Annotated in this window: 26 protein-coding genes and 1 pseudogene; 12 read left to right on the top strand and 15 right to left on the bottom strand. The window is 76.2% G+C overall.

Annotated features, from left to right (window positions below; translation table 11 throughout):
• Positions 1-409: transposase (locus tag C8D89_RS24210; RefSeq protein WP_133252050.1), on the top strand; the 409-nt coding region annotated here is incomplete at its 5' end.
• Positions 410-1,094: 685 nt separating this feature from the next.
• Here C8D89_RS24210 and C8D89_RS24200 read toward each other — a convergent pair.
• The 9 genes and pseudogenes from C8D89_RS24200 to C8D89_RS24160 all read right to left on the bottom strand — a co-directional run bounded on the left by C8D89_RS24200 (position 1,095) and on the right by C8D89_RS24160 (position 11,520).
• Complete coding sequence (locus tag C8D89_RS24200; RefSeq protein WP_116710697.1) at positions 1,095-3,575, bottom strand: ATP-binding cassette domain-containing protein; 2,481 nt, start codon at positions 3,573-3,575, stop codon at positions 1,095-1,097.
• A gap of 52 nt (positions 3,576-3,627) precedes the next feature.
• Entirely contained in the window at positions 3,628-4,161 is a 534-nt protein-coding gene (locus C8D89_RS24195; RefSeq protein ID WP_116710696.1) for a hypothetical protein, read from the bottom strand.
• A 124-nt stretch (positions 4,162-4,285) separates the two neighbouring features.
• Positions 4,286-4,489, bottom strand: a complete 204-nt coding sequence (locus tag C8D89_RS24190) for a hypothetical protein (protein WP_116710695.1) — start codon at positions 4,487-4,489, stop codon at positions 4,286-4,288.
• A 36-nt stretch (positions 4,490-4,525) separates the two neighbouring features.
• Positions 4,526-6,493, bottom strand: a complete 1,968-nt coding sequence (locus C8D89_RS29900) for a serine/threonine-protein kinase (RefSeq protein ID WP_243418339.1) — start codon at positions 6,491-6,493, stop codon at positions 4,526-4,528.
• A gap of 230 nt (positions 6,494-6,723) precedes the next feature.
• Complete coding sequence (locus C8D89_RS30525) at positions 6,724-7,251, bottom strand: hypothetical protein (RefSeq protein ID WP_243418338.1); 528 nt, start codon at positions 7,249-7,251, stop codon at positions 6,724-6,726.
• Between the two features lie 140 nt (positions 7,252-7,391).
• Positions 7,392-7,547 (bottom strand): annotated as a pseudogene (locus C8D89_RS31215) (FHA domain-containing protein); the annotation flags it as partial.
• Positions 7,548-7,827: 280 nt separating this feature from the next.
• Positions 7,828-8,169: a hypothetical protein gene (locus tag C8D89_RS24170; protein ID WP_116710694.1), complete on the bottom strand. Its 342-nt coding sequence runs from the start codon at positions 8,167-8,169 to the stop codon at positions 7,828-7,830.
• Between the two features lie 159 nt (positions 8,170-8,328).
• Positions 8,329-10,230, bottom strand: a complete 1,902-nt coding sequence (gene pknB, locus C8D89_RS24165) for a Stk1 family PASTA domain-containing Ser/Thr kinase (protein ID WP_116710693.1) — start codon at positions 10,228-10,230, stop codon at positions 8,329-8,331.
• Between the two features lie 162 nt (positions 10,231-10,392).
• Positions 10,393-11,520 (bottom strand): DUF5685 family protein, encoded by a 1,128-nt coding sequence (locus C8D89_RS24160; protein WP_116710692.1) that lies wholly within the window; start codon positions 11,518-11,520, stop codon positions 10,393-10,395.
• A 189-nt stretch (positions 11,521-11,709) separates the two neighbouring features.
• Between C8D89_RS24160 and C8D89_RS24155 the strand changes: the two genes are divergently transcribed.
• Both C8D89_RS24155 and C8D89_RS24150 read left to right on the top strand, forming a co-directional pair.
• Positions 11,710-12,282, top strand: a complete 573-nt coding sequence (locus tag C8D89_RS24155; RefSeq protein WP_116710691.1) for a hypothetical protein — start codon at positions 11,710-11,712, stop codon at positions 12,280-12,282.
• A 98-nt stretch (positions 12,283-12,380) separates the two neighbouring features.
• Positions 12,381-13,082 (top strand): class F sortase, encoded by a 702-nt coding sequence (locus C8D89_RS24150; protein WP_116710690.1) that lies wholly within the window; start codon positions 12,381-12,383, stop codon positions 13,080-13,082.
• Positions 13,083-13,103: 21 nt separating this feature from the next.
• Here the strand turns inward: C8D89_RS24150 and C8D89_RS24145 are convergent, their stop codons facing one another.
• The 3 genes from C8D89_RS24145 to C8D89_RS30520 all read right to left on the bottom strand — a co-directional run bounded on the left by C8D89_RS24145 (position 13,104) and on the right by C8D89_RS30520 (position 15,033).
• Positions 13,104-14,129, bottom strand: a complete 1,026-nt coding sequence (locus tag C8D89_RS24145; RefSeq protein WP_116710689.1) for a DUF4185 domain-containing protein — start codon at positions 14,127-14,129, stop codon at positions 13,104-13,106.
• Positions 14,130-14,287: 158 nt separating this feature from the next.
• Complete coding sequence (locus tag C8D89_RS24140; protein WP_116710688.1) at positions 14,288-14,503, bottom strand: hypothetical protein; 216 nt, start codon at positions 14,501-14,503, stop codon at positions 14,288-14,290.
• A 155-nt stretch (positions 14,504-14,658) separates the two neighbouring features.
• Positions 14,659-15,033 (bottom strand): hypothetical protein, encoded by a 375-nt coding sequence (locus C8D89_RS30520; RefSeq protein ID WP_243418337.1) that lies wholly within the window; start codon positions 15,031-15,033, stop codon positions 14,659-14,661.
• A gap of 372 nt (positions 15,034-15,405) precedes the next feature.
• On the opposite strand from C8D89_RS30520, the gene C8D89_RS24130 reads away from it, so the two are divergent.
• Both C8D89_RS24130 and C8D89_RS24125 read left to right on the top strand, forming a co-directional pair.
• Positions 15,406-17,004 carry an aldehyde dehydrogenase family protein gene (locus C8D89_RS24130; protein ID WP_116710687.1) on the top strand — a complete coding sequence of 533 codons (1,599 nt, stop codon included), beginning with the start codon at positions 15,406-15,408 and terminating at the stop codon, positions 17,002-17,004.
• Between the two features lie 177 nt (positions 17,005-17,181).
• Positions 17,182-18,216 carry a potassium channel family protein gene (locus C8D89_RS24125; protein WP_243418342.1) on the top strand — a complete coding sequence of 345 codons (1,035 nt, stop codon included), beginning with the start codon at positions 17,182-17,184 and terminating at the stop codon, positions 18,214-18,216.
• A gap of 30 nt (positions 18,217-18,246) precedes the next feature.
• On the opposite strand, the gene C8D89_RS24120 is transcribed toward C8D89_RS24125, so the two are convergent.
• Positions 18,247-18,603 carry a hypothetical protein gene (locus tag C8D89_RS24120; protein ID WP_116710685.1) on the bottom strand — a complete coding sequence of 119 codons (357 nt, stop codon included), beginning with the start codon at positions 18,601-18,603 and terminating at the stop codon, positions 18,247-18,249.
• Positions 18,604-18,733: 130 nt separating this feature from the next.
• Entirely contained in the window at positions 18,734-19,000 is a 267-nt protein-coding gene (locus tag C8D89_RS24115; RefSeq protein WP_116710684.1) for a hypothetical protein, read from the bottom strand.
• 238 nt (positions 19,001-19,238) lie between these two features.
• Here C8D89_RS24115 and C8D89_RS24110 point away from each other — a divergent pair, with 238 nt between their 5' ends.
• From C8D89_RS24110 to C8D89_RS24085, 6 genes are all read left to right on the top strand, one after another.
• Entirely contained in the window at positions 19,239-20,309 is a 1,071-nt protein-coding gene (locus tag C8D89_RS24110; protein ID WP_116710683.1) for an LCP family protein, read from the top strand.
• Positions 20,310-20,425: 116 nt separating this feature from the next.
• A complete protein-coding gene (gene mftG / locus C8D89_RS24105) occupies positions 20,426-21,910 on the top strand; it encodes a mycofactocin dehydrogenase MftG (protein WP_243418336.1) in 1,485 nt (494 codons plus the stop codon).
• A 44-nt stretch (positions 21,911-21,954) separates the two neighbouring features.
• Positions 21,955-22,347 carry a hypothetical protein gene (locus C8D89_RS24100; protein WP_133252049.1) on the top strand — a complete coding sequence of 131 codons (393 nt, stop codon included), beginning with the start codon at positions 21,955-21,957 and terminating at the stop codon, positions 22,345-22,347.
• 55 nt (positions 22,348-22,402) lie between these two features.
• Complete coding sequence (locus tag C8D89_RS30870; RefSeq protein ID WP_116710681.1) at positions 22,403-23,677, top strand: hypothetical protein; 1,275 nt, start codon at positions 22,403-22,405, stop codon at positions 23,675-23,677.
• Positions 23,678-23,716: 39 nt separating this feature from the next.
• Positions 23,717-24,124 carry an SRPBCC family protein gene (locus C8D89_RS24090; protein WP_116710680.1) on the top strand — a complete coding sequence of 136 codons (408 nt, stop codon included), beginning with the start codon at positions 23,717-23,719 and terminating at the stop codon, positions 24,122-24,124.
• 86 nt (positions 24,125-24,210) lie between these two features.
• Entirely contained in the window at positions 24,211-25,071 is an 861-nt protein-coding gene (locus C8D89_RS24085; RefSeq protein ID WP_116710679.1) for a hypothetical protein, read from the top strand.
• A 1-nt stretch (position 25,072) separates the two neighbouring features.
• Here C8D89_RS24085 and C8D89_RS24080 read toward each other — a convergent pair whose 3' ends face one another.
• A complete protein-coding gene (locus C8D89_RS24080) occupies positions 25,073-25,531 on the bottom strand; it encodes a universal stress protein (RefSeq protein WP_116710678.1) in 459 nt (152 codons plus the stop codon).
• Positions 25,532-25,698: 167 nt separating this feature from the next.
• On the opposite strand from C8D89_RS24080, the gene atpF reads away from it, so the two are divergent.
• A complete protein-coding gene (gene atpF / locus C8D89_RS24075; RefSeq protein WP_133252048.1) occupies positions 25,699-26,205 on the top strand; it encodes a F0F1 ATP synthase subunit B in 507 nt (168 codons plus the stop codon).
• The last annotated feature ends 66 nt before the right edge of the window (positions 26,206-26,271 follow it).

The following is a 26,271-nucleotide window of genomic DNA, read 5'->3' as shown; positions in this document are numbered from 1 at the left end:
CGCTGAGATCTACCTCAGCCAGCCGGGACTCGGGACCGTGCTGGGCGCCCGGGTGCTCGCCGAGTTCGGCGACGACCCGCACCGCTACCAAGATCACAAGGCTCGCCGGAACTACGCCGGCACCTCCCCGATCACCCGCGCCTCGGGACGCAGGACCGTCGTGCTCGCGCGCTACGCCCACAACCGCCGCCTCGGCGACGCGGTCCACCAATGGGCGTTCTGCGCGCTGAACGCCTCACCCGGCGCGCGGGCCTACTACGACCAACTACGCGCCCGCGGCACCAGCCACCACGCCGCGCTACGACAGCTCGGCAACCGCCTCGTCGGCATCCTGCACGGCTGCCTCAAGACCCGAACCCGCTACGACGAGACCAACGCCTGGGCCCACCGGCAGGCCGCCGCCGCTTGACCTCCCGCCCCATGGGATGTCTGAGGCGCCGCGGGGGACCCTTCGGGAACCGAAGCGTTCCCGCCACCCCCACGACCCGCCGACCACGGCGGGCGGTGTCACACCGCGGGCACCACCAGGTCCGCGTCGGTGTCGCCGTCGGTGTCCGCCACCGCGACGGGGCCCTCCTCGCCGCACGCCGCCGTCGTGTGGCCGCGTCGCCCCAGCCGTCTGCGTTCGTGTCGAGGACGACCTCGTCCAGCGCGCCGTCCTGGTGGAGATCGGAGATCGCGTACTGGTCGTACCCGTCCCGGTCCTCGTCGCCCGACGCGGTCTCGGCGTCCCCGTCTGCGTCGGTCACCGTCGACTCGTCGTAGCCGTCGTAGCCGTCGTAGCCGGTGTCGTAGGTGGTCGTCGACGGCGTGCCGCCGCGCTCCGCGACCGCGCAGCCGTCGGGGCGTAGGTCGTGCCGTCCTCGCTGGTGTAGGTCACGCCCGAGGTGGAGGTGCTGCTCCGGAACCCGGCGTGGAGGTCCACGCTCGTCTCGACCGAGGTGCTCTCCCAGCTGCTGCTGGTGGTGGTCGTGTCCGAGCGGGGCTCGCTGGTCTCGCCGCTCGTGGTGGGCTCCTCGTCGCGGCCCGGTGGCGTCGACGCCCGGACGGTCCGGGGTAGCGGGATGCTCCTGGCGCGACCCTGGCAGCCCGGCTCAGCGCCGGCGGCCGCCGCGGATCGGCTCGACGCGGCGCAGGAGCAGGCTCGTCAGGACCGCGAACAGCACCGTGAGCCCGACGAGCGCACCGAGGTCGAGCAGCCAGGTGACGGCGTCGTGGTCCCACAGCGGATCGTTCTCGCGGTACGGCGTCGGCAGCCCGGGGCCGCTGGGGATACCGATCGTCGACGCGCCCAGCGCGAAGCCCCACCGCGCCGGCACCAGCCACGACAGCTGCGCCAGCACCGGGCTCCGACCGATCTGCAGCAGCGCGCTGGACAGGATGAACTGCAGCATCGCGAGCAGCACCAGCAGCGGCATCCCGCGGTCGGCGTTCGTGATCGCCGCGGACACGGCGAGGCCCAGCGCCATGCTCGCGACCGCGACCCCGGCGAGCGCGACGACGATCTCGGCGGTGCCCGAGCCGAGCAGCACGGGCTCGTCGGGCGCCGGGCGTCCGAGCATCCCGAGGACGCCGAGCAGCACCGACTGCACCCCGGTGATCACGATGAGCACCATCAGCTTCGACGCCAGGTACGCCCCCCGCGAGAGTCCGATGGCGCGCTCGCGGCGGTAGATCTCGCGTTCCTTGACCAGCTCCCGGATCGCGGCCGCCGAGCCCATCAGCGCGGCGCCGACGACGAACACCAGCAGCAGGCTGTTCGGTGACCCGGGCGTGCCGCGTGCCTGCGCCGCCTGGGACAACCCGGTGTCGCCGGGCAGGGCGTGCGTCAGCACGGCGAGCAGCAGCGGGAGCGCGGCCATGAAGATCGTGTACTGCCGGTCGGCGAGCACCACGGCGAGGTAGCGCCGGCACAGCACCGCGAACTGCGTGAGCACCGGCTGCTGGCGCGGCGCCTCGACCGGCACGGTGGCCGCGCGCCCGGCGGGACGCAGCGCGTCGGCCCCGATGTAGCGGGCCCACTGCGGGGAGCGCCGGAAGCGCTCGGCCCAGTCGATGTCGTGCTGGCGGTCGAGGAGCAGGAAGAGGTCGGCGAAGTCGGTGACGCCGAAGTACTGCAGGGCTTCGCGTGGGGGCCCGAAGTAGGCGACCCCGCCTCCTTCTCCGGGCGCGCCGGGGGCCAGGAGCAGCAGGCGGTCGCAGACGTCGAGGTGGGTGACGTTGTGGGTGACCACGACGACGGTGCGCCCGTCGTCGGCCAGGTCGCGCAGGGTGTGCATGACCGACTTGTCGAGGCCGGGGTCGAGCCCGCTGGTGGGTTCGTCGAGGAAGAGCAGCGAGGGGCGGGTGAGCAGTTCGAGGGCGACGCTGGTGCGCTTGCGTTGTCCGCCGGAGAGGGAGTCGATGCGTTGGTCGGCCTGCCCGGTCAGGCCCAGCTCGCCGATCACCTCGTCGATGCGCCGGTCGCGGTCGGCGGCCGACACGTCGGTGGGGAAGCGCAGGCGGGCCGCGTAGCCGAGGGCGCGGCGCACGGTGAGCTGCGGGTGCAGGATGTCGTCCTGCGGGACGAGCCCGATGCGCTGGCGCAGCTCGTCGTACTCGGCGTAGAGATCCCGCCCCGCGTACTCGACGACGCCCTCGTCGGCGGGCCGGAAGCCGGTCAGGGCGCGCAGCAGCGTCGACTTGCCCGCCCCCGACGGCCCGACGACGGCGAGCAGGCTGCGCTGCCCCAGCGAGAAGCCGACACGCGAGAGCAGCGTCTTCTCGCCCACACGCACGGTGAGACCGTCGGCGCGGAAGCCGATGTCGCCGGTGTCGACGTGCTCGACGAGCGCGACCGATTCCCCGTGGCTGCCCTCGAGGTGGAACAGCGCGTGGCCGATCCCGACCACCGACGTCGGCGTCACCGGCGCGCGCCGCACGCGGGCGCCGTCGACGAACGTCCCGTTGGGGCTGCCGAGGTCGACGATGTCCCAGCCGCCGTCGGGGCGGCGCACCAGCTCGGCGTGGTGCCGGGACACGAGCAGGTCGGCGACGACGACGTCGTTGTCCTCGGCGCGCCCGATGCGCACGCGGGGCATCGGGCCGGCCCCGGCGCGGGGGAGGTCGGCCGTCGAGGAGAGCTGGTGCACCGCCGAGAGCCGCCCCTGCGCCGACGACCGCTCCGCGGCCGGGACCGTCACCGTGCGGTCGTGGGCCGGTGCACCGGCGGCCCCGGGCGCCCGCGCGGGACGGACCGGGAGGGTCGCGACGCGCAGCTCCGGGCCGGCCTGCGCATCGCCGAGCCGCACGGTGACCGGACCCGTCACGGCCATCTCGCGGAACGGGCGGCCGCCGGCGAACGACCCGTTGCGGCTGCGGTCCACGAGCTGCCAGCCGTCGGGGGTGGAGCGCACCAGCAGGTGCTCGCGGGAGACGCGCGGCCCGAGGACCTGCAGGTCGGATGCCTCGTCGCGGCCGATCACCAGCGACTCGCCCGGACGCAGGGTGCGCGACCGGCCGGCGACCTGGACCTCGAGCGGGGTGATCCGACCCGGCCCCGGACGGGCGCCCGCACGGACGGGGTCGTACGTCATGCGCGCACGGTAGGCGTCGGGCCCGACGGCGAGGACGCGGCGGCCACCGGCATCAGGGCAGCAGGAGGAAGGTCATGCGGCCCTGCCCGTCGACCCCGACCCGTGCGCCGCCCGCCGAGTACCGGTAGCCCCCCGCGCGCCGCTCGGGCGGCTCGCGCAGCGCGGCGAGCAGGGCCTCGCGATTGGCGGGATTCTCCATCAGCGGCTCGACCTCCGACCACGGTGCGGCGTCGACGGCGGTCGAGGGCTCGTAGCGCGACTGCACCCCGGCCAGGTCCCCGGTGCCGAGCGCCGTGTACAGGCCCTGGACACCGGTCGCGACGGCGGCGGGCAGCGCGCGGCCTGCGCTGTCGGCCGTGGCCGGGGCACCGGGCGGGGTCGTCGGGGACGGCGGGGCGTCCGCGGGCGGGGCGGGCGCGACGCTCGGCGCCTCGGCGGCGGGCGCGGACGAGCTCGTCACCAGGGTGACGACGGCCAGGCCCGCGGCGACCACGATCGCGACGGCGAGCGCCGCGCTCGCGATCCACGGGCCGCGTGCGGAGCCGGCGCCCGACGTGGGGGCCGAGGTCGAGGCCGAGGCCGTCACGGCGCGGGGACCGGGTCGGTGCTGGTCACGGGGCCCTCCTCGATCGGTGCCGTGCTCGTGCAGCTCGCGGGCGGTGTCACCCCTGGTCAGGGTGGGTCATCGTCACATCTCCGGACCGGCCGCGTCACCGCCGGACGTGGAGATCACGACGGTGAAGGTGCGCTGGGCGCCGGTGCAGCCGCCCGGGGGTGACCGCGGTGGGGCGGCCGGCGAGGTCCTCCGTCGGCGCGATCGCGCGATGCCGCTCGACGCCCAGCGACACGACCAGCCGCCGACGCCGGGGGCGACGCACCTGCCCGGTCACCTCGTCCGGACCGTCGTCCGTCACGTGTCCACCCCGTCGGGGCGATCGGGTCCGGGACGGTCAGCCGCCGAACGCGGTCCGCGGGCTGAACCGGATCTGTTCGAAGATCTGGTTGGACTGCTCCAGGGTCGTCGTGCGGATCTCCCAGCTGAACGGCAGGCCCTCGTAGACGCCGGTCGAGTAGACGGTGCCGTTGGACCGGGCGGTGTAGAGCGGGCCCTGCTGCACGCCGCCGGCCTGCCACACGTCGAACTCCTCGATGCGCGGCCCGAGGGCGGCGGTGTCGTCGTACCAGGCGCGGGCCCCCGAGGCGTCCGCCCACCGCGAGTAGATGACCTGGGCACCGGGCGCGACGCTCGAGTAGTCGCAGACGATGACCTCGGTGGCGATCGCGCCGCTCTGCGCGCGGACCGGGTTGGCGGTCAGGTCCCGCTGCGCGCACTGCGACCGCGACGAGTCGGGGAACACCTGCGACATCGCGGGCTGGCCGGCCGGGACCGCGGCAGACGTGGACGGCGCGGCGGAGGACGGCACGGCGGACGACGGCGCGGCCGAGGCCCCCGGCGTGCCGGTCGACGGCGGAGCCGCGGGCGTGGACGGGTCGCCCTGGCCCAGGAGCACCACGGCCCCGACGACCACGACGAGCAGCAGCACCGCGACGCCGGCGACGATCGCGACGACCTTCCCCTTGCCACCCTTCGGTGGCTGTGGCGGCTGGCCGTACCAGCCGCCCTGCGGCCCGGACCCTGGCGGCGGCGGATACTGGCCGCCGCCGTAGCCCGGCTGCCCGTAGCCCTGCTGCCCGTAGCCCTGGGTCGCCGTGCCGGGAGGGAAGCCGTGGGTGTAGCCCTGCGTCGAGCCGGCGGGCGGCGGACCGTAGCCGGGGGCGCCGGGCGTGGGCTGGGGCCCCGAACCCTGCGGGGAGCCGAAGGGCGAGGGGCCGCCGGTCTGCTGCGGGGTCCACGGCTGCGGCTGCGGTCCGGAGGCCGGGCGGGGCGGGACGTGTGTCGGCGTCGCCCCCTGCGAGCCCGCGGCCGCCACCCCACCAGCCACCCCACCAGCCACCCCACCAGCCAGGGCTCCCGCGCTCACGTTGCGCACCGTCGCGTCGTCGGATCCGGCGCCCGTCCCGGCCCCCGCCCCGACGGGCGCCTCGCCCCCGGCGGCCCGCACGGCCGCGTCGGCGAGGTCGCCGGCCGTCGCGTAGCGGGCGGCCGGGTCCTTGGCCATGGCCGTCGCGAGCACCGCGTCCAGCGCCGGCGGCGAGCCGGGCGCGACCTGGGAGAGCGTCGGCGGGGTCTCGTTGAGGTGGTCGTACATGAGCCCCGGGCCCTCGGAGAGGAACGGCGGGCGTCCGGCGATCGCCTCGAACAGCAGGCAGCCCAGGGCGTAGACGTCGACGCGGCGGTCCATCTCGCGGCCCAGGAACAGCTCCGGAGCCATGTAGGCGAGCGTCCCGATGGCCGAGCCGGTGCCGGTCAGCGAGCTCTTCGTGTCGGCGCCCATCGCTCGGACGATGCCGAAGTCGACGAGGTAGACGAAGTCGCGGCCGCGGTGCTGGGTGATCAGCACGTTGGACGGCTTGACGTCGCGGTGGATCAGCCCGTCCTCGTGCGCGGCGTCGAGGGCGTCGGCGGTCTGGCGGACGATCTCCGCCGCGCGGCGGGGCTCGAGCCGCCCGTGGCGCTCGATCTCCTCGGCGAGGTCGACCCCGGAGACCAGGCGCATGTCGATGTAGAGGCGCCCGTCGATCGTGCCGAAGTCATGGATCGGGATGACGTGCGGCGAGGACAGGCGCGCGGCCGTGCGCGACTCGCGACGGAACCGCTCCTGGTAGTCGCCGTCGTCGGCGAGCCCGCCGTGCAGGCGCTTGACGGCGACCGTGCGCTGCCGGGACGTGTCGAAGGCGCGGTAGACCTCGCCCATCCCGCCGCGCCCGATGCGCTCCTCGAGGCGATAGGGCCCGAACATCTCCACCGGGTCGCCGGACGACGACGAGGGCGAGTGGCCGGGGGCCTCGGTGCTCATGGGCCGGTTCTCCTGTTCGGGGGTTCCGGGGGAGGGACGGGGCCCCCGGTCGTCACCGAGAGTATGTGGGATGCCCGGCGGAGAGACCAGCAGGGTCGCCGAATTCGTCGACGTTGGTGACGTGCTGTGATCCCCTCGTGGCGGGTGGATGCTCCGCCGGAGCAGCCCCGACGGTCGCGAAGCTCGCGTCGTGGCTGGTCAGAGGCGGTCGGGGCTGGTCAGGGCCCTCGTCAGCCCGCGATCGCGTCGGCGGGCAGGAGGCGCATCGCCACGAACACCCGGGCCGTGTCTTGCGGCGAACGGGTGACCACCTCGTCGCCGTAGGGCCGGTCGGCGTACGCGGCCGTCGCGTAGACGGTCCCGTCGGCCTCCGCCTGCGTGTGCCAGGCCCCCTGCTCCTCTCCGCCCACGTCCCACTGCGTGCGGCCGTCGACGCTCGGTCCCCACCGGACCCGGTCGGCCTGCCAGTGCCGCGCGTCGGCCGCTGACGGCCACTGCGTGTAGTAGACCCAGCCGCCCGGCACCGCCGCACCGTGGTCACAGCGGATGACCGCGACGGCCCGCGCGCCGGTCGACGTGGTGTAGGCGAGGGGCCCGGTGTCGTAGGGCGCGCACACCCCGCCGAGGGCCGCGACGTCGGGGAACGCGGCCGCGAGGCCCGGCGCCGCCGCGGTGGCCGCCGGGCCGGGCGGTGGCACCGACGTGCCGTCGTGCGCGCGCTGGCCCACGACGAGCAGTCCGAGGACCATCCCGAGCACGAGGCCCAGGGAGGGTCAGTGCCGTGAGGTGTCGTCGGCGCACCCGGGTCGGCCGCGGCCGCGTGGAGAGCCAGCCGGACCTGCGGCCCACCCACGCCCAGGCTCATCTCGAGCCGCGGTGTGGCGTCGGGCGAGAGGCGCAGCTGCTGCAACCGCGCCCCGGCGACGATGACACCGTTCTGGCTGCGGTCGATCAGCTCCCATCCGGTGGGCAGGGGCCGCAGCTCCGCGTGCACCCGCGAGACGAGCGGGTGCACGGCCCGGAAGCCGGCGCCCTCGTCGCGACCGATCGTCACCGGCTGTCCCGCCGGCACCAGCAGCCGCTGGTCACCGTGCGTCAGCTCGAGCTGCGGGGTGGTGAGCCGTCGCCCCCGTGCCGCGCGACGACCCGCCGGGAGCCGGGACACGGGTTCCACCGGGTGCACGGACGGCCTCCTCGCGAACCGGGCCCCGGAATCCGGCGACGCCACCTCCCTCGGTGCGGGCGCCCGAGATCGTGACGGTGTGCGTTCGCGAGCCGGTGCTCAGCCAGAGTGTTCGCGATAATCGCGCTGCGTCGTCACGCGGCGTGCACGATCACGCGGAGCGCGGCACCGCCAGCGGCGCCGTCCCGCGCATCGGCCGGGGCGCGACGAAGGGACGGGTCAGCGGGTCGCGGCGCGCGGTGTCGTTGTCGATGGCCTGGGGGCGCGTGGCCACCTGCACCGAGCCCACCTCGACGAGGCGGCGGTGCACGCGGTCGAGACGGGCCTGCAGCGCCGCGGTGTCGACCGCCTCGCGACGGCGCGCCCGCCGCGAGTGCCGTGCCCGGCGCGCCGCGCGCTCGACGTGGTCGCGGCGGTCCGCGTCGTCCCCCACGCGACGGGGGCGGAGGGTGGTGCCGGTGGTGGCGGCGGTGCTGGTCGGGCGGCGGAACATCTGATCACGTCCCTCGGGGCGACGGGCCGACGTACGGTCACCCTCTCCATCGAGCGCCGACCGGCCGCCCTTGATGGGCCGTCCGGTGGATCGATCGGGGAATCCTGTGTCAGCCGTGCCGCCGCCCGGCCGGGAACCGTGGGTCGTCGTGCGAGACGGTCAGCCGAACAGGCCGTCGAAGAACCCGTCGTCGCCCTGGTCCGAGGCGTCGCCGCCCCCGGTGTCGGAGGAGCCGCCCTCGCCCGCGTCCCCGGCGCCGGGGTCGCCCTCGCCGCCGTCGGCGCCGGACGACCCGCCCGAGCCGTCCGAGGGCGCCCCGGAGGTGGGCGCCGAACCGGAGCGCGCGATGTCGACGGTGACGGTGCTGCCACGCGGCACCGGGGTGCCGGGCCCCGGCGCCAGCCCGACCACCGTCCCCGCCGCGCCACCGCCGTCGACCTCGCGGAACGACACCTCCAGGCCCACGCCCTCCAGCGTCGCCTCCGCGGATTCCCGCGACCGTCCGGTGACGTCGGGGACCTGCAGGGTCGTCCGCCGCTGCCCGACGACGAGCTCGACGGCGCTGCCGGGCGGGCGCAGCGACCCGGGCACGGGGTCCTGGCCCACGACCTGACCGACCTCGGTGGGGTCGTCGGTCTCGCGGGTACGGGGGACGGGGGTGAGCACGAGCCCCGCGCCCTCGGCCGCGACCCGCGCCGCCTCGGGGCTGCGCCCGACGAGCAGCGGGACCTGCACGAGGCCGGGTCCGCGGCCGATCCGCAGGGTCACCGGCGACTGCGGGTCGACGCGCGCGCCGACGTCGGGGGAGGCGGTCACCACCCGGTCGACCTGCTCCGGGGTCGAGGCCGTCGGGACGACGATCGGGGCGAGGCCGGCGTCGGCGACCGCCCGGACGGCCTCGTCGCGGGTGAGCCCGACGAGGCGCGGCACCTCGCTGTCGGACGGGCCCAGGAGCCACCAGCCGCCGAGGCCGAGCACCGCGACGAGCCCGACGACGATCGCCGCCAGACGCCGGCGTGACCGTCCGGGCTGCGCCACGGCCGCGTGTGCCCCGGTACGGGGCGAGCGGTCGGCGTCGACGCGGTGGAGGCCGCGTCCCAGGGTCGGGGTGAGGCCGGTGTCGGTGCCACCGGCGCGGCGACGGCCGGGGTCGGTGGGGTCGTCGGGGTCGGTGAGGCGGTCGTGCTCGGCGAGGACCGCGGGCGCGTCGGGCCGCTCGCCGGCGAGCACGCGCAGGAGGTCGGCGCGCATCTCGGCCGCGGTGGCGTAGCGGTTCTCGGGGTTCTTCGCCATGGCCCGGCGGACCACGGCCTCCAGCTCGACGCCGATCGTCACGCCGGGCGGAGCGAGCGCCGCGAGCAGGGGCGGGTCCTCCCGCACGTGCTGATAGACGATGGCCACGGGGCTGTCGCCGGTGAAGGGCGGCTCGCCGGTGAGCAGCTCGAAGAGGACACAGCCCGCGGCGTACACGTCGGCGCGGGCGTCGACCTCCTGCCCGAGGCCCTGCTCGGGCGACAGGTACTGCGCGGTGCCGATCACCATGTCGCCGGTGAGACCGGGCCCGGTCTCGGTGAGGGCGCGGGCGATGCCGAAGTCCATCACCTTCACGACGTCGCCCGGCGTGATCATGATGTTGGCGGGCTTGACGTCGCGGTGCACGACGCCGTGCTCGTGGCTGAAGCCCAGCGCCCCACAGACGTCGGCCATCACCGCGCAGGCGCGCTCGGGCGGCATCGGCCCGTGCGCGCGCAGGATGTCGCGCAGGGTCGATCCGCTGACGTACTCCATGACGATGAACGGCAGGTCCACCTGCTCGCCGGCGACCTCGCCGGTGTCGTAGACCGCGACGATCCCGGGGTGGTTCAGCGCGGCGACGTTCTGCGCCTCGCGCTCGAAGCGCAGCCGGAAGGACGGGTCGCGGGCGAGGTCGGCGCGCAGCACCTTGATCGCCACCTCGCGCCCGAGGCGCACGTCGAGGCCCGCGTGCACGTCGGCCATGCCGCCGCGGCCCAGAGCCGGGCCGAGCTGGTAGCGCCCCGCCACCACCGTCGCCTGCGACATGCGCTCCTCGTGCCTCCGCTCCGCCCGGGCCCCGCTGCCGGGGTCCTCGCCGTCAGCATCACCCGACCGGGTCCAACGGGTCGGGAGCGGGTCGGCAACGGCGGGTCGTCCCTTCGGCGCCCGAATTCCTCCGTTCGTCGGGCGCCGGCGCGCCGGACGGCCCTAGTTGCCACAGTCGCCGCAGGCGCAACAGCCGTCGCCGTCGGGGCAGCAGTCACAGCAGTCGCACCCGCACTCCGAGCAGTCGCCGCAGTTCGCGCAGGGGTTGGACCGCGGCCGGCCGCTCCACGGACCGGTGAACTCGTCGGCGCAGCAGAGCTGTCCGGTGCAGCAGAGCCCCGCCGCCGCCACGCAGCCGGCGACGAACCCCCGGGGCGGACGGGCGTGGCCCGGGTCGCCGGGTTGCTGCGGCTGGTCGGTGGGCGGCTGCTCCGTCCGGGCGTGGGAGCGGGCGAGCGCCCGGTCCGTCTCGTGGACGAGGAGGCGGTGGGTCAGGCGGGCGTCGAGGCCCTCCGGGGCCGGCAGCTCGACGCGCGGGAGCACGGCGGCCAGCACCGCCACCTGGCGCCGGGCGTGCGCCCGCGTGGCCTCGACGCCCGCGCCGGTCGCGTCGACGGGGTTCCAGCGGCCGTGGCGGCGGTCGTCGCAGAGGTCGTCGAGCGCGTCGAGCAGGTGGGCCAGGCGCCCGAACGCCGCCCCCGCCGCAGCGAGCGGCGCCGCGTTGCCCGGACGCCCGGCGAGCACGGCGGTGTGGGCGAACGCGGCCGACACCGCGTCGGCGGTCGGGGCGGTGGCCTCGTCGAGCGTGACCACGCCGGCCCCGTGCTCCACGGCGTGCTGGCGGGCGGGCACCGCGAGCAGCGCCGACGGGTCGAACCCGGGCGGCGCGCTCGCCCGCGCCCGGTCGCTCCAGCGCGCGGCGACCCGCCGGCCCACCGCGGCGACCGGGCCGTGACGGAAGGCGCCCTGGCGGTCGTCGGCGTGGTCGGCGACGTGACCCGCGGCGAGCAGGAGCGCGGCGTGCGCCGCGAGCCGCGCGCCGTCGCCGGAGACGACCGTCGCGGTGCGCATCCCGCGCGCCGGGCAGGGTCCGGCCCGGCGATCTACGTCCGCGGGCGCCTGCGCCGTGGTCAGCACCGACACGAGCAGGGCGTCGACGTTGGTCGCGGAGCGCGCGATCTGTCCGTGGCCGTCGCGCAGGGCGAGGCACGTGCCGCACAGGTGCGCCGTCCAGCGGCGGTGCAACGAGGGGGAGAGGTGGTGACGGCAGGGCCGTACGATGCCGAGCACCGCGCGGACGGTAGCGGCCAGGGGGCGATAGTGATCATCGCGGCCGCTCGCCGCTTCTCGGGGGGCCGTTCGTCGTAGCGACGAGGGCCGGTCGGGTGTGCCGCTCGCGGCGGCAGGGCAGGGTTCCCGCGCACCACGACCGGGGTTCGCCGGTCCGGGCGCGCACACCACGACGATCGGGGAGAAAGCATGATCGTGAGCAACAGGGCACGTCGGCTCATCGCGGCACCGGCCCTCGTCGGGGCCCTCGGGCTCGGTGTCCTCGCGGGCTGCTCCGAGGCCCCGCAGGCCCCGCAGGCCCCGCAGGGCGCGGCGCCCGGGCAGCCGGCGCCGGCCGCCGGGCAGGGCCAGCCGGGACAGCCGGGTGCCGGCCAGCCGGGTGCCGGCCAGCCGGGTGCCGGCCAGCCGGGGGCGGGACAGCCCGGTGGCCAGCCTGGTGCCGAGGGGCAGGCCGGCCAGCCCGGCGGCGCCGGAGGCGCCGGCGGGAGCGAGGGTGGCGGCCAGGACGGTTCGGGCAGCGGTTCGGGCAGCGGGTCGGGCAGCGGGTCGGGCAACGGGTCGGGCAACGGGTCGGGCAACGGCTCCGGGTCCGGGTCGGACGCGGGTGGCGGCACGAGTCAGACGCCGTCCGGCGGCGTGGAGACCGGCGGTGGCTCGACCTCGGGCGTCGAGCACGGGGGTCTCGTCGGCGCGGGTGCGCTGGCGCTGGCCGGCGCGGGGGCCCTGGGCGCGACCGCGTACCGGCGCCGTCGCGAGGGCTGAGGACACCCACGGACACCGACGACGTCGGCGACCCCGGCCTCGCCCGGGGGCGGGGGGCGGGGTCGCCGACCCGTCGCGCGAGGAGGGAGGACCGCGCCGTGGCGGCCACGCACGACGACGCCCCGCCGGCGTCGTCCACGCGCCCGGCCGATCGCCTCGGTCGGGTGCTGGCGGCCGGTGCGGTCCTGCTCGCGGCGCTCGGCGTCGTCCTGCTCGGCTGGGCCGCGTCGCACCAGACCGGAGCGCCGCCGGCCCCGTCGCCCGCCGCCGCGGGCGCACCGCCGGCCCCGCCCGGGCGCACGGCCGAGGCGGCGGGGCCGTTCGCGGTGTCGTCCCCGCCTGTGGCGCTGCGCATCCCGGCGATCGGCGTCGACTCGCCCGTCGGTCGGGTGGGCCTGAACCCCGACCGCACGATGGAGGTCCCCGCGGAGGGCTCGCCGGGCTACGACCACGCCGCCTGGTACCGCCACTCCGTCACCCCCGGCCGCCGGGGCCCCTCGGTGATCATCGGGCACGTCGACTCCGCCGCCCGCGGACCGTCGGTCTTCTACGAGCTCGGCCGCCTGCGCGCGGGTGACCGCGCGGCCGTGACCCGCGCCGACGGCGTGACCGTGACCTACGAGGTCGTCGAGGTGTCGGTGTTCGCCAAGGACGCCTTCCCCACCGACCGCGTCTACGGCCCGACCCCCGGTGCCGAGTTGAGGCTGATCACCTGCGGCGGCGGCTTCGACCGCAGCGCCGGCTCCTACCGCGACAACACCGTGGTCTTCGCCCGCGAGGTCGCCGCGCCCGGACCGTGAGCGGTCGGGGCCCGGTGCGGCTCAGTCGCGCACCCGCGCCCGGAAGTGCATCGCCCGGTAGGGCCAGTTCGTGCCGGTGTTCCACTGGCTGACGACCAGGTGGAGCTCGTCGGGGGTGGAGCGGGGGAGGATGTAGCCGCCGTAGGGCTGGGCGACGCGCCCGCAGGCGTGGTCCTCGTCGTGCCAGCCGCAGCCGGCGATCACCGTGAGGCGCTCGGCGGTGTGCAGGTTCGTGGTCGGGCCGTCGGGCAGCGGGACGAGGTCGACCCGGTACTGCCCGGCGTCGAACGCCGCGAGCCACCACTGCCCGCCGACCCGCCGCAGGCACAGCTCCCCGAACGCCCCGGGCAGCACGAGCGTGGGTGGGCGGCCCCAGCCCCAGGTGCCGTCGGCGTGGCCCCAGCCCTCCCACGCGGACGGGTCGAGCAGGCGCTCGGCGGGGACGCGGTGCAGCAGCAGGCCCTGGTCGCGCCGGAAGCCGGTAGTCAGCGCGTAGACGTACCCGTCGGGCCCGAGCTCCCAGGTGAGCATCTGGAAGAGCCCCGCCTGCCGGTCGCCCGGCCACCACGTGCCGGTCGGCTCCCAGGTGACCCCGTCGTCGGTCGAGCGGTGGATCTCGGTCCAGTGCACGTTCCCCAGGCCCTGGCAGGCCATGACGTGCAGGTACATCGTGTCGCCGAGGGTGATCACGTCGGTCGGCAGCACCGTCGTGATCGTGCGGCCGCCGACGAGCCCGCCCCACCGGCCGCCGATGCGGGCGCCGTGTCGGTACGCGACGACCTGGTCCGCGTAGTCGCGGCTGGGCCCGGCCGCGCCGGTCCACACGAGCCCGGTCCGCACCGACGCGGGGTCGGCGAAGAGGACCACGGGCGAGCGCCAGCCCGGCCCGCCGACCCCCGCACGCTCGAAGGTGTCGCCGAAGACCGCGACGATCCGCCCGTCGGGCGCCGTCGTCGCCGCGCCCAGGTCGGTCCCGCCGATGCCGAAGGCGTCCGTGTGCCCCGGCCCGGTCAGGTCCCGCAGCTTGGTGACCTCGAGCGTGCGCATGCCCCCGGTCTACCCGGACGCGCGATGAGGTCGCGGCTGCGTCACGGTCAGGTCCCACCGGACGACATCGGGGCGCGGGGGGGGTTCGGCGGGTCGCCGTTCGAGCCGCTGCCGCGGCCCGGGGCGAGCCCCGTGCGATCCCGACCTGGCCCGGGCGCCTACACCACCCGGGCCGTTGCGCGCGTCCCCGCGTCGGCGCCGCGCTGCGCGGGGATGGCGACGACCGGGGCCGGCGCGGGCACGCCGGCGTGCGCTGCGCGGGCCCGCCACGCGGCGCGGGTGCGCTGGTCGATCGTGCCGTGCGCGGCCATCGCGACCGTGGGCGCGGCGACCCACACGGCCAGCCCGCCGAGGGCGAGCGCGAGCGTCTTCATGACTTCCCCCCGTACCCGGGTGCCCGGGCGACGTACGAGCGCCCGCTCCGCGGCCGGCGCTGGTGCCCACGGTAGAGCCCACGCGGCCACGGTCACTGCGCCGATGAGGTGACCGGCGCTCAGGTTGCCCTCAGGCCGTGGTGAGCCGCGTCACTTCACGCGCCGTGCCAGCGCACGACGCGGACCACGACGTCCTCGAGCTCCTCGCGGTCGAGGGTCTCGCGCATGTCCTCGGCGGCGCGCAGGGCACCCATCCCCGGGTAGGGCCCGTGGGCGTCGACCTCCCCGGTCTGCGGGTCGACGGCGAGCACCACGTAGCCGTCGCAGTCGTCGAGCTCGGCCAGCGCCGCCACCCAGTCGACCCCGCCGGCCGCCGGCGCCCCGGGCCCGGCGTCCAGGGCCCCCACGGCCAGCAGCGCCGGGTCGCCGTCGGCGCGGGCGGTCCTCTCGGCCCTCCCGGTCCCCTCGCCGCCCTCCGTGCGTTCCGTGCATCCCGCCGCCCCGTCGGGGCACCAGGGCTCGTGGTCCATCGGGTCTCTCCTCCGCGCTCGGCGCGCCTGCCGTCCACGCCGTCCCGCTCCGACCCACACGTGTCGTGCCACCGTCGGGTGACGGGGGCGCGTCGTCGAGGGTCGCTGTCACGATTGGTGACTCGGGGATGCCCACACTCTGACTTCGTCTTTCAACTATTCACCCGAGCGGGGGGACCGCTCGGCGACATGCGTCATGAGCTGCGCCGGCCGTCGACGCTCCGTGTCGGCCGGTACACGCGGTGTGTCGCGGGGGAGCCGGTGCGGCGGCCCGGCGTCGACCTGGCGTCCCCTCCGCTCCGACGGTTCCGATCCGGCCTCCGACCTGCCTATGGTCGGAGCCCGCCCACGACCGGCACGGGAGGACGGCGCATGAGCGAGAGCACGACCGGCACCCAGGACCTGCACGTTCCCGAGGACCTGACCTGGTCCGCGGTGACCGCGCGCGTGCGCGGCCTGGTGGGGGAGGCCTTCGCGGACGACGGTCCCGCCAACCTGATCGACGGCGAGTGGCGGGCCGTGGGCACGCCCTCGGAGCAGACGAGCCCGAACGACGGGTCGTCGCTCGGCACGATGCTCAAGGTCGACGCGGCCACCGCCGCCGACGCCGTGCAGCGTGCGCACCGGACCCACCGCTCGTGGGCCGGCACCGAGCTCGACGAGCGCCGCCGCAGGGTGTCGGCCGCGCTGGACGCCATCGAGGGCGCGCGCGACGACCTCGCCCTGCTGCTGGCCTGGGAGATCGGCAAGCCGTGGAAGATGGCCTGCTCCGACGTCGACCGCGCGATCTCGGGCGTGCGCTGGTACGTCGACGAGATCGAGGGGATGCTCTCCCGCGACGTCGAGGGCGCCCCGGCCAAGCGCGTGCCGCTCGAGGGCCCGGTCTCGAACATCGCGAGCTGGAACTACCCGATGAGCGTGCAGGTGCACGCCGAGCTCGTGCAGCTGCTCGCCGGCAACGGCGTCGTCGCCAAGACGCCCACGCAGGGCGGCTGGATGACGCTGACCGTCGCCCACGCGCTGATGGTGCGCGAGGGCCTGCCGGCGACGCTGCTCTCCGGCGACGGCTCCGAGCTCTCGGACGCGCTGATCCGCTCGCCCGAGATCGGCGCGCTGGCCTTCGTCGGCGGGCGCTCCAACGGCGGCAAGGTCGCCGCGCAGCTCGCCGACACCGGCAAGCGCCACATGCTCGAGCAGGAGGGCCTCAACGCCTGGGGCATCTGGGACTTCTCCGACTGGGACACCTTCGCGGAGATCCTCAAGAAGGGCTTCGAGTACGGCAAGCAGCGGTGCACGTCGTACCCGCGCTTCGTCGTCCAGCGCCAGCTGGTCGACCAGTTCCTGGCCGTCTACCTGCCGGTCCTCGCCGGGGTGCGCTTCGGGCACCCGGTGGCGGTGGATGCGGGTGGGAGCTCGACCGACGACCTGCCCGCGCTCGACTTCGGGCCGCTGATCTCGGCGTCGAAGGCGCAGGAGCTCGACGAGAGCGTCGCCGAGGCGCTGCGCCACGGCGCCGTGCCGCTCTACCGCGGCACCCTCGACACCGGGCGCTTCCTGCCCGGTCAGGACACCTCGGCCTACCACGCGCCGGTCGCGATGCTGGCCCCGCCGGGCGCGTCGCGGCTGATGCACGAGGAGCCGTTCGGCCCCGTCGACTCGGTCGTGGTCGTCGACACCGAGGCCGAGCTCCTCGCGCAGATGAACGCGTCGAACGGGGCGCTGGTGGCCAGCATCGCCTGCGATGACCAGCAGAAGGCCGAGCGCCTCGCCGAGCAGGTTCAGGCGTTCAAGGTCGGGATCAACAAGCTGCGCTCGCGCGGCGACAAGGACGAGGCCTTCGGCGGGCGCGGCGAGTCGTGGAAGGGCGCGTTCGTCGGCGGCGAGTACCTGGTGCAGGCCGTCACCGAGGGCCCGCCCGGGGAGAACCTGTACGGCAACTTCCCCGGCTACCACCGCTATCCCGCGACCTGAGGTGCGCACCGCGCTCGTGAGCAGGAGGACGTGCTGGGGCACTTCTCTCTGCTCACGAGCGCCGTAGGCGCACCGGGTAGTGTCCTCCCGGCGCGGCCGTCGGTCCCGCCAGGTCGGTGACGGGGTCGGTCGGGAGGGCCGGGGATGGTCCTGCGAAGCCGGGTGACGCGCGACGTCATGCCGGAGGGCGCGGCGCCGGGCGCGTCGGTGCAGATGCCCGAGGGGACCGTCGGTCCCGTGGTGGCGCTGCTTCGCCGTCTCGTCCTGGCGCTGGGCGCGCTGACCGCTGCCGCGCTGATCGTGTACCTGCAGCGCGACGGGTACACCGACAACAACAGCGACGACGGCATCGGGCTGATCGACGCCTTCTACTACGCCACCGTGTCGCTCTCGACCACGGGCTACGGCGACATCGTGCCGGTGACCGAGTCCGCGCGGCTGTGGACGATCCTCGCGATCACCCCGCTGCGCCTGCTGTTCCTCATCGTCCTCGTCGGCACCACGGTCGAGCTGCTCACCGAACGGTCCCGGCAGGCGTTCCGCATCCGACGGTGGAGGTCGCGCGTGCGCAACCACGTGGTGGTCGTGGGCTACGGGACGAAGGGGCAGGCGGCGGTGACGACGCTGCGCGGTGACGGCCACGACGTCGACCACATCGTCGTCGTCGACACCGACCGCGGTCGCCTCGACGCGGCGTCCGCGCTCGGACTGGTGACCGTACGGGGCGACGCCACCCAGTCCTCGGTGCTGCGCACGGCCGGCCTGCCCCACGCGACGGCGCTGGTGGTGGCCACGAACCGCGACGACACGGCCGTGATGGTGACGCTGACCGCCCGGGAGATGGCCCCGAAGATCATGATCACGGCCGCGGTGCGCGAGGCCGAGAACGTGCACCTGCTGCGCCAGTCGGGCGCCGACTCCGTCGTCGTGTCCGCCGAGACGGCGGGCCGGCTGCTCGGCATGGCCACCACCACGCCCGCGGTGGTCTCCGTCGTCGAGGACCTCATCTCGCCCGAGGCCGGCATGAGCATCGGGGAGCGCCAGGTGACCGAGGCCGAGATCGGGGGGTCGCCCCGTCACCTGCGCGACATCGTCCTGGGCGTCGTCCGTGACGGCGTGGTGCACGCCATGGACGCCCCCGAGGTCGACGCCCTGGAGCGCGGCGACCGCCTGCTCTGCGTGCGCCGCGCCGGACCCGACGACGACGACTGACGGGGGCCGTCGAGCCGGCCGGGCGCGCTCTCAGCGGTGCACCGGCAGGACGCATCCCGGGCAGTCGGCCTGGCCGACGTGCAGGCCCGGCACCACCTGCTCGACCGCGGCGCCACAGCGGGCGCGCAGGCCGGTGGGATCCCCCGGTTCGCCGGAGGCGACGTCGACGACGTGGCGGCGCCGGTCGTCGCGGCCGAGGGCGACGAACGCGAGGCGCTCGCCGGGGTCGGGGTCGCCGGGGTCCGGGCGGCGGGGGTCGCGCGGCCAGGGCCGGTCGGGGTCCGGCCGGTCGCCGGGCGGTGGGGGCGGGACGGACGGGGGCACGGGGTCCATGCCGGTGGTGGGGCCGGGACGGGCGTCGGGATGGCCCGGGTCGGGAACGGTCACCGCGCTACCTCCCTCGTGTCGCCTCCCGCCGGGGCGGGAGCGCGGCGTCGACGGCGCGTGCCCACCACCGTAGGACGGGTGACCCGCCGACGTCGCCCGCTCGCGGGCCCGCCGGCGGCGAACACGCGGGTCAGGTGCGCCGGCGGGGGAGCGGCAACGCGGGGCCCCCGCCCGGCCCGTCGTCCCGGCCGGCCGGGCGAGCGGCGTCCCGGGTGACGGCGGGCAGGTCGCGCAGGCCCTCGAGCACGCGCGTCAGGACCTCCGGACGTGGTGCGGGCACCGGATCGGCGTCCTCGAGGGCCCCGAGGGCCTCCAGGACCTCGCGTGCCGCCGCGGCCTCGCGGGCCACGGCCTCCGGGTCGAGAGCGGTGTCGCCGGGCTCACGGTCGAGGGTCACCCGTTCGAGCGTAGTTGCCGCCCTGCGGCAGAGGGCGGAGCGGTGGCGTCCGGTCGGGCGTCGGCCCGTCGGGAGCGCCGAGGCGCCGGGAACCGACCACGCCCGGGGTGTCACGCTGGGTCACGTCGGACGGGGCTGCGCCGTGCGCCGCGTAACGAGAGCCGCTCGTCGTCCGAGAGGAACGGGAGTGGGTCGCGACCATCCGGGTCGCCGGCGCGGGAGCAGGGGTGGTCGGGGCATGAGCATCGGCAGCGTCATGGACCAGCAGGGGGCGGGGGGCCCGGATCCGGAGGAGCGCGGCCGGCGGCGTCGCGGCCTTCGGGCGCTGGCCTACGGCCTGATCGGGCTCCTCGTGCTGGTGCTGCTCGCGGCCGCGGGCATCGTGCTCGTCACCCAGCACCTGGGCTCGCAGGTCGGCCGCTACCCCTCGGTGTTCGCGCCGATCGACCCGTCCTCGCGGCCCTCGGACTCGGCGGGGCAGACGTTCCTGCTCATGGGCACCGACACCCGCTCGCCCGACCCGACCACCGGCACTGACGCCGCCCCCGACGCCGTCTTCGGCTCGCAGCGCAGCGACGTGATCATGGTGGCGACGATCGCCGGGGACGGCCAGAGCGCCAGCGTCGTCTCGATCCCCCGCGACTCGTGGGTGGACATCCCCGGTCACGGCCGCAACAAGATCAACGCGGCTTACGCCTTCGGCGGGCCCCCGCTGCTCATCCAGACGGTCGAGCAGCTCTCCCGCGTGCACGTCGACCACTTCGCGGTCATCGACTTCGCGGGCTTCGCGCAGATGACCGACGCCGTCGGTGGCATCGACGTCAGCGTCGGCCAGCAGTCCGAGCGCGACGGCGTCGTCGTCCCGGCCGGTGAGCAGCACCTGAACGGCGAGCAGGCCCTGGTCTACGTCCGCGACCGCGAGAACCTGCCCGGCGGCGACTTCGACCGCGTCAAGCGCCAGCAGGCCGCGCTGCGCGCGTTCGTCCAGAAGGCGCTGTCGTCGGGGACGCTGTCCAGCCCGACCAGCGCCTACGCGCTCGTCGACACGGTCACCCGCCACGTCGGCGTCGACGACTCGCTGACCACCACCGGCATGGCCCAGCTGGCGTTCGGGATGCGGGACCTGCGCAACTCCGCGATCTCGTTCCTCACCGTGCCCAGCACGGGCACCGGGACGGAGGGCGACCAGTCGGTGGTCTACCTCGACGACACCGCCGGCCGTGACCTGTGGTTCGCGGTGAACACCGACGCCGTGCCCGAGTACGTCGCCGCCCACCCGCAGGAGCAGCTCTCCGACACCCCGCGGTAGCCCGCGGCTCCCGAGGTCGCAGCGAACGCGCTGTTCGCTGCGTCTACGCGCGCGAAGTCCCCGTTGATCACGGGTGCCCCGGCGCGGCGCCGCCTCGGCTGCGAGGCTGACGCACCGTGTCCTGGGACGTGGTGGTGGTCGGCGCCGGCTCGTCCGGTTGCGCGCTGGCGGGCCGCCTGTCGGAGGACCCGCACCGCCGGGTGCTGCTGCTCGAGGCGGGCCCGGCGGTCACCGACCCGGCGCAGTTCCCCGACGACGTCCGCGCCGTCGCCTCGCTGGCCGCGGCCGACCCCGACGGCCCGCACACCTGGGACGTCGGGGTGGAGCTCGCGCCGGGGCGCCGGACGCGGGTGGGGCGCGGGCGGCTGCTCGGCGGGTCGAGCGCGGTCAACGGCGCCAACCACCTGCGCGCCACCCGCGCGGATCTCGACTCCTGGCCGGGGTGGTCGTACGAGGCGGTGCTGCCGTACTACGTCCGCGGCGAGCACGACCTCGACGTGCGCGGCCCCCTGCACGGCGACGCCGGCCCGGTCCCCGTGGTGCGTCCGGCGGGCGAGCTGCGGGCGGCGGTCACCGAGCGGTTCCTCGACGCCGCCGCGCGGATCGGGGTGCCCGTCGAGCCCGACAAGAACGGTGACGCGCCCCCGGGCGCCGGCCTCGTCCCGGCGAACGTGCGCCGCGGCGTGCGGGTCAACGCCGCGATGGCCTACGTGCTGCCGCACCTCGCCCGTCCCAACCTCACGGTGCGCGGGGACGTGACCGTCGCCCGGGTGCTGCTCGACGGCGACCGCGCGGTGGGCGTCGAGGGAATCGGGCCCGACGGGGCCGGTGAGCGCATCGAGGCGGGCGAGGTCGTGCTGTCCGCCGGGTCGGTGTGCACCCCGCAGCTGCTCGCGCTCTCCGGGATCGGCCCGCCGGACGCGCTGCGTGCCGCCGGGCTGCCCGTGCGCCACGCGCGCCCCGGCGTCGGGCGCGGGTACTCCGACCACCCCAGCGTATACCTGGCCTTCCCCGACACCACCGGGGGCGCGGCACTGCACCCCGAGGCGCCGGGCGCCCAGGCCGCGGTGCACCTCGACGCCGGCGACGACCCGGCCGGCGACCTCGAGATCCTGCTGTTCGCGCGTCCGTTCGCGCCCGGCGGGCCCTGCCACCTCATGTGCGCGCTGCAGGCCCCCGAGAGCCGCGGGGTCATGGTGTTCGACGCGCCGGTACCCGGCGGCACGCCGCGGCTCGAGCACCGCTACCTGGCCTCGGGCCACGACCGGGCCCGCATGCGGCAGGTGGTGCGCCGTGCCGGCGACCTGCTCGCGGCCGGGGCGCTCGCGCTGGGTCCCGTCGACGGGCTGGACGACCGCGGGCTCGACGCGTGGATCGATGCGCACCTCACCACCTCGGCCCACCTGTGCGCCACCGCACGGCTCGGCACGGCCGACGACCCCGGCGCCGTCGTCGACCCCGAGCTGCGCGTCCACGGTCTGCGCGGGCTGCGGGTGGTCGACACCTCGGTGCTGCCGACCGTGCCCCGCCGCGGCCCGGCGGCCACCGCGCTGGTGCTCGGCGAGCGTGCGGCGGACCTGATCGCGGGCGCGGGGTCCTGACGGCGTCCGTCCGGTTCCTGCCGGTCCGGTACGGGGTGTCGCTGTTGGGCATCGTCGCTGGTCACGGGACCGACACGAACGAGTGGAACACCGTCACGCCCGGCGGGTCGCGGACGACACTGCCCACGAGGAAGCCGCCCGAGGTGATCGAGGAGAACGCGATGTCGTTCCTGCGCCGCCGTGCCGACGCGCTGCCCCAGGCCCAGCCCGTCGCCCCGCCCGCCGGCCCTGTCGACGACACCGCCGCGCCCACCCCTGACGAGCCCGTGAGGCGCCCGAACCGCGCCGAGCGCAAGGCGCGGAAGGCCGAGCAGGCCGCCGCCGCGGAGCACGCCGCCCGCATCGCCCGCGCCCAGCGGCGCCTGGCCCAGGCCACGGGCCCGTTGCCGGTCGTGACCCCGCGCCGCGCGGCGGAGGACGCCGTCGCGTCGGAGTGAGCGCCCGCGGGCGGGCCCGCGGAGGAGCGGGGAGCGGCATGGAACGCTGCCCGGCGTGCTCGTCGGAGGTCGCCCGGTCGCCGGGCGGGTGATCGTGGTGGTCGTGCTCACCGTGCTCACCGTGCTCGGCGTGCTCACCGGGTGTGGTGGTGCGGACGTCGAGGACGCACCGCCACCGGCGTACGACCCGCCCACGGGGTTCGCGGCCCCGACGGGAAGCCTGTTCGTCGGGTCGGGCACGCGGGTGTTCGGCCGCGACGCCGACGACCTGCCCGCCGCCCTCGTCGGCACCGCCGTCTGGGCCACCGACGGCGGCCGCGTCCTGCGCGTCGACTCCACCGGCGCGGAGATCCCCGGTCCCGCCGCCCCGCCCGGGCGCCACGCCGCGGGCCGGCCCGTCGCCACCGGGGACGGGGCGGTGCTGGTCGGGGCGGCGAGCGTGGTCCCCGGCTCCGGGACGACCCCGCCCGGCCTGTCGGTCGAGCTGCTCGCCTTCGACGCCGCCACCGGCGCGCTGCGCTGGAGCGCACCGACCGTGCTGCCGTGGGCGGATCGCCCACCGGCGGTGGCGCTGCGCGTGGCCGGCGTCGTGGCGGGCGTCGCCGTGCTCACCGCGGGCACCGACACCCGGCGCACCGCCCTCGGCGTCGACCTCACCTCGCACGCCGTGCTCTGGACCGCCGACGGCGTCGCGGTGGACGCGGTGCTCGCCGACGGCCCGGCGGGTGGCACGGCGCTGGGTGTGGCGACGACGCCCGGGCAGAGCCGCGCCTACGCCTCGTCGACGGTGGTGGGCCTCGACGTCGTCACGGGCCTGCGCCGCTTCGACGGCGAGGTGCTGCGGGGCCCGGAGATCACGCCGGCCGGGCCCGGGCTCGCCGTCGTCTCCGGGCGCACGGCGGCCACGACCCTGACGGCCCCGTCGGCATCGCTGCGGTTCGTCGACGCCCGCGGCGCGACCGTGCGCACCGTGGACGTCGGCCGCTCCTACACGCCCCCGCGCTGCGTCTGGGACGAGGCGGCCACCACCGTGTGCGGCGGCGACGCCCGCGTGTTCGCCGTCGACGCGACCACCGCCGCCCCGCTCTGGGAGCTGCCCGACCCGGCGGCCAACCGCGTCGCCCCGCAGCTGACGACGGCCTGGCACGGCGCGGTGTACGGCACGACGGTCAACGGTCCGGTGGTGCTCGACGCCCGCACGGGTGCCGACCGCGACACCCGCCCCGGCGCCGCGCCGGTGCTGGTCAACGCCCATCTCGGCGTCGGCGCGGAGGCCACCGGCGTCGCCGGGTTCGGCGGCGGGGCGGTCATCATCCCGGCCGTCCGCTGAGGCGCGGGTCGGCACAGCGGCACCGGGGTAGCCCCGAACATGGGTGACTACGAGCACACCGCCGACGTCCAGCGCGGCCCCGACGAGGTCTTCGCCTACCTCGCCGACGTGTCCCACCTCCCCGAGTACTTCAGCGGGCTGGAGAAGGCGTCGAGCACGGGCGGCGAGGAGGTCGCCGTGGTGGCGAACGTCGAGGGCGAGCGCTACGAGGGCACGGCGTGGATGCACGCCGACGGCGACGCACGCAGCCTGCGCTGGGGCGCCGAGCGCGCCAGCGGTTACCACGGCGAGCTCTTCGTGACGGGCATCGGCGACACCGCGTCCCGGGTGACCGTCACGCTGCACACCGAGCGCGCCGACGGTCCGGGCATCCGCGCGGGGCTCGAGCAGACCCTCGCCGACCTCAAGCGGATCCTCGACGGATCCGGCACCGAGCGCACCGGGTGACCTCGACGGCTTGATCGTTCGATGTGGCGACGATCACGTCGCTCTGGCAAGGTGGGAGTCTCCCGACGAGAGGGAGCGGAGAGTTCGTGCGCAACCCGTTCGCCCGCCGCCGCGCCGCCACCACCGGCACGGCCACCCGCACCGCGACGGCCCCGGGGCGCCCCCGCCCCGGGGTGCCGGGACCCGAGGTCATGGCCGGGATGGAGTACCTCGACACCCCGCGCCGCGAGCCCGCCCGCCCGCCCGCACCCGAGATCGCGGTCTGCGGCATCGACCCGCAGGTCCCCGGCAGCCCCGCCGTGCCCCGGCTCCACGTCGGCTTCGACGGGGAGGAGCGTCCCGACAGCGTCGAGCAGCTGCTCGCCCGTGCGGACGCCGTCCGCGTCCGGCGCCTCACCGTCGACGTGCGGGGCCTGCGTGACGTCCTCGAGAGCCGCGGCGGGTGGAACCTGCTGGCGGCCCTCGTCCGCGACCCGTCGGACCGTGTCACCAACGCGGTGTTCCGCGCGGCCGTGGGCAACCCGGCCCCGAGCACGGGCGGCCCGCCCGGCGCCGTGCTCGAGGACGGCGACGTCGACTGCGAGGTCTGCATCAGCGGCGACGGCGACACGGTCGCCGGGCGCTGCCGCCGCGAGCTCGGGCTGGGGCGACTGTCGCTGACCGGGTTCCTGGCCGAGTCCGAGCGCCTCACCCGCCGCCTGGCCGAGGCCTTGGCGCGGCCGCGGGACCGTGCCACGCGGCGGTGCTTCGAGCAGGCGCTCGCCGACGTCGTCGCCGACGCGCCGCTCGGCGCGCTGCTCGGGCGCCACCGCGATGCACCGTCCTGCGCGGTGCCGGGCACGTGGGCCACCGCACCGGCCGCGTCCACGCCGTCGCCCCGTACGGCCGCCCTCGCCGAGCAGGTGCCCGGCGACGCCCCGCTCGAGGAGGCGGCGCCCACGCGCTGAGTCAGGTCGTGTGGACGATGAGGACGTCGGTGGGGGAGCGGCGGGACACCTCGGCGGGCACGGAGCCGAGCAGGCGTCCGGCGAAGCTCGCCAGGCCCTTGTTGCCGACGACGACGAGGTCGGCGTGGTGGAGCTCGACCTTGTCGCAGATGGCCTGCACCGGGTCGCCCTCGACCGCCACCGTGTTGACCTCGTCCGCGCCCGCCCGCCGGGCCACGTCGCGGGCGTCGCGCAGGGTCTCCTCGGCGGGGTTCGCGCCGATCACCTTGTAGGCCTCGTCGCCCAGCACGCGCTCGGCCTCGGCCTGGTCGCGCCCCGCGCCCGACCGCGAGCGCTCGTACGCGCACACGATCAGCAGCTTCGCGCCCGCGTCCGCCGCGATCTGGCCCGCCCGCGTGACGGCCGCGGTGGCCGACGAGGAGCCGTCCGTGCCCACCGCCACCAGCCTGTAGTCACCCACGGCGGCACCCTAGGACCCCGGCGATCAGGGGCGACGTGAGGGTGCGGGACGACCCGGGGTCGCCCCGCGCGACGAGATCGGACAGACTGTGCACGAGCGCCCGGCCGGGACCCCCGTCCGCGCGCCGTGCGACCTGCGACGACGACCGACGGGCGGTGCAGCCGGCGATGACCCTGGCGAGTGGCGGCTACTTCGTGCTCAGCCCGATCTGGCACGAGATCGTGATCGGGATGATCGCGTTCGGCGCGCTCTACCTCGTCATGAGCCGCGTGCTGATCCCGCGGCTCGAGAAGGTCTACGCCGAGCGGCACGACCGCATCGAGGGTGGTTTCGAGCGTGCCGAGCAGGCCCGCGCCGAGGCGCACCGCGTCCAGGCCGAGTACCGCGCCCGCATCGGCGAGGCCCGGGAGGAGGCCACCCGCATCCGCGACGCCGCGCGCGAGGAGGGCCAGCGTCGCAGCGACGAGGTGCTGGCGAACGCCCGCGAGGAGGCCGCGCGCCTCGTCGCGGAGGGCCGCGAGGAGCTGGCCGCCCAGCGTTCGGCGGTCAGCTCCGACCTGCAGCCCGACGTCGCCCGCCTGTCGCGGCGGCTCGCCGGACGCCTGCTGGGACGCGAGGTCGGCGACGACGAGTACCGCCAGACCGTCGACGACTACCTGGCTCAGCCCGTCTGACCTGCGGGAACGGGCGCTCCGGACAAAACGGTCGCCTTTGATCACGGCCCGGTCACGATCGTCCGC

Source organism: Actinomycetospora cinnamomea (genome assembly GCF_003096675.1).
In the GTDB taxonomy this organism is placed as follows: domain Bacteria; phylum Actinomycetota; class Actinomycetes; order Mycobacteriales; family Pseudonocardiaceae; genus Actinomycetospora; species Actinomycetospora cinnamomea.
Note: the sequence above shows the minus strand (reverse complement) of the source record. Positions and strands in the feature narration are given on the sequence as shown.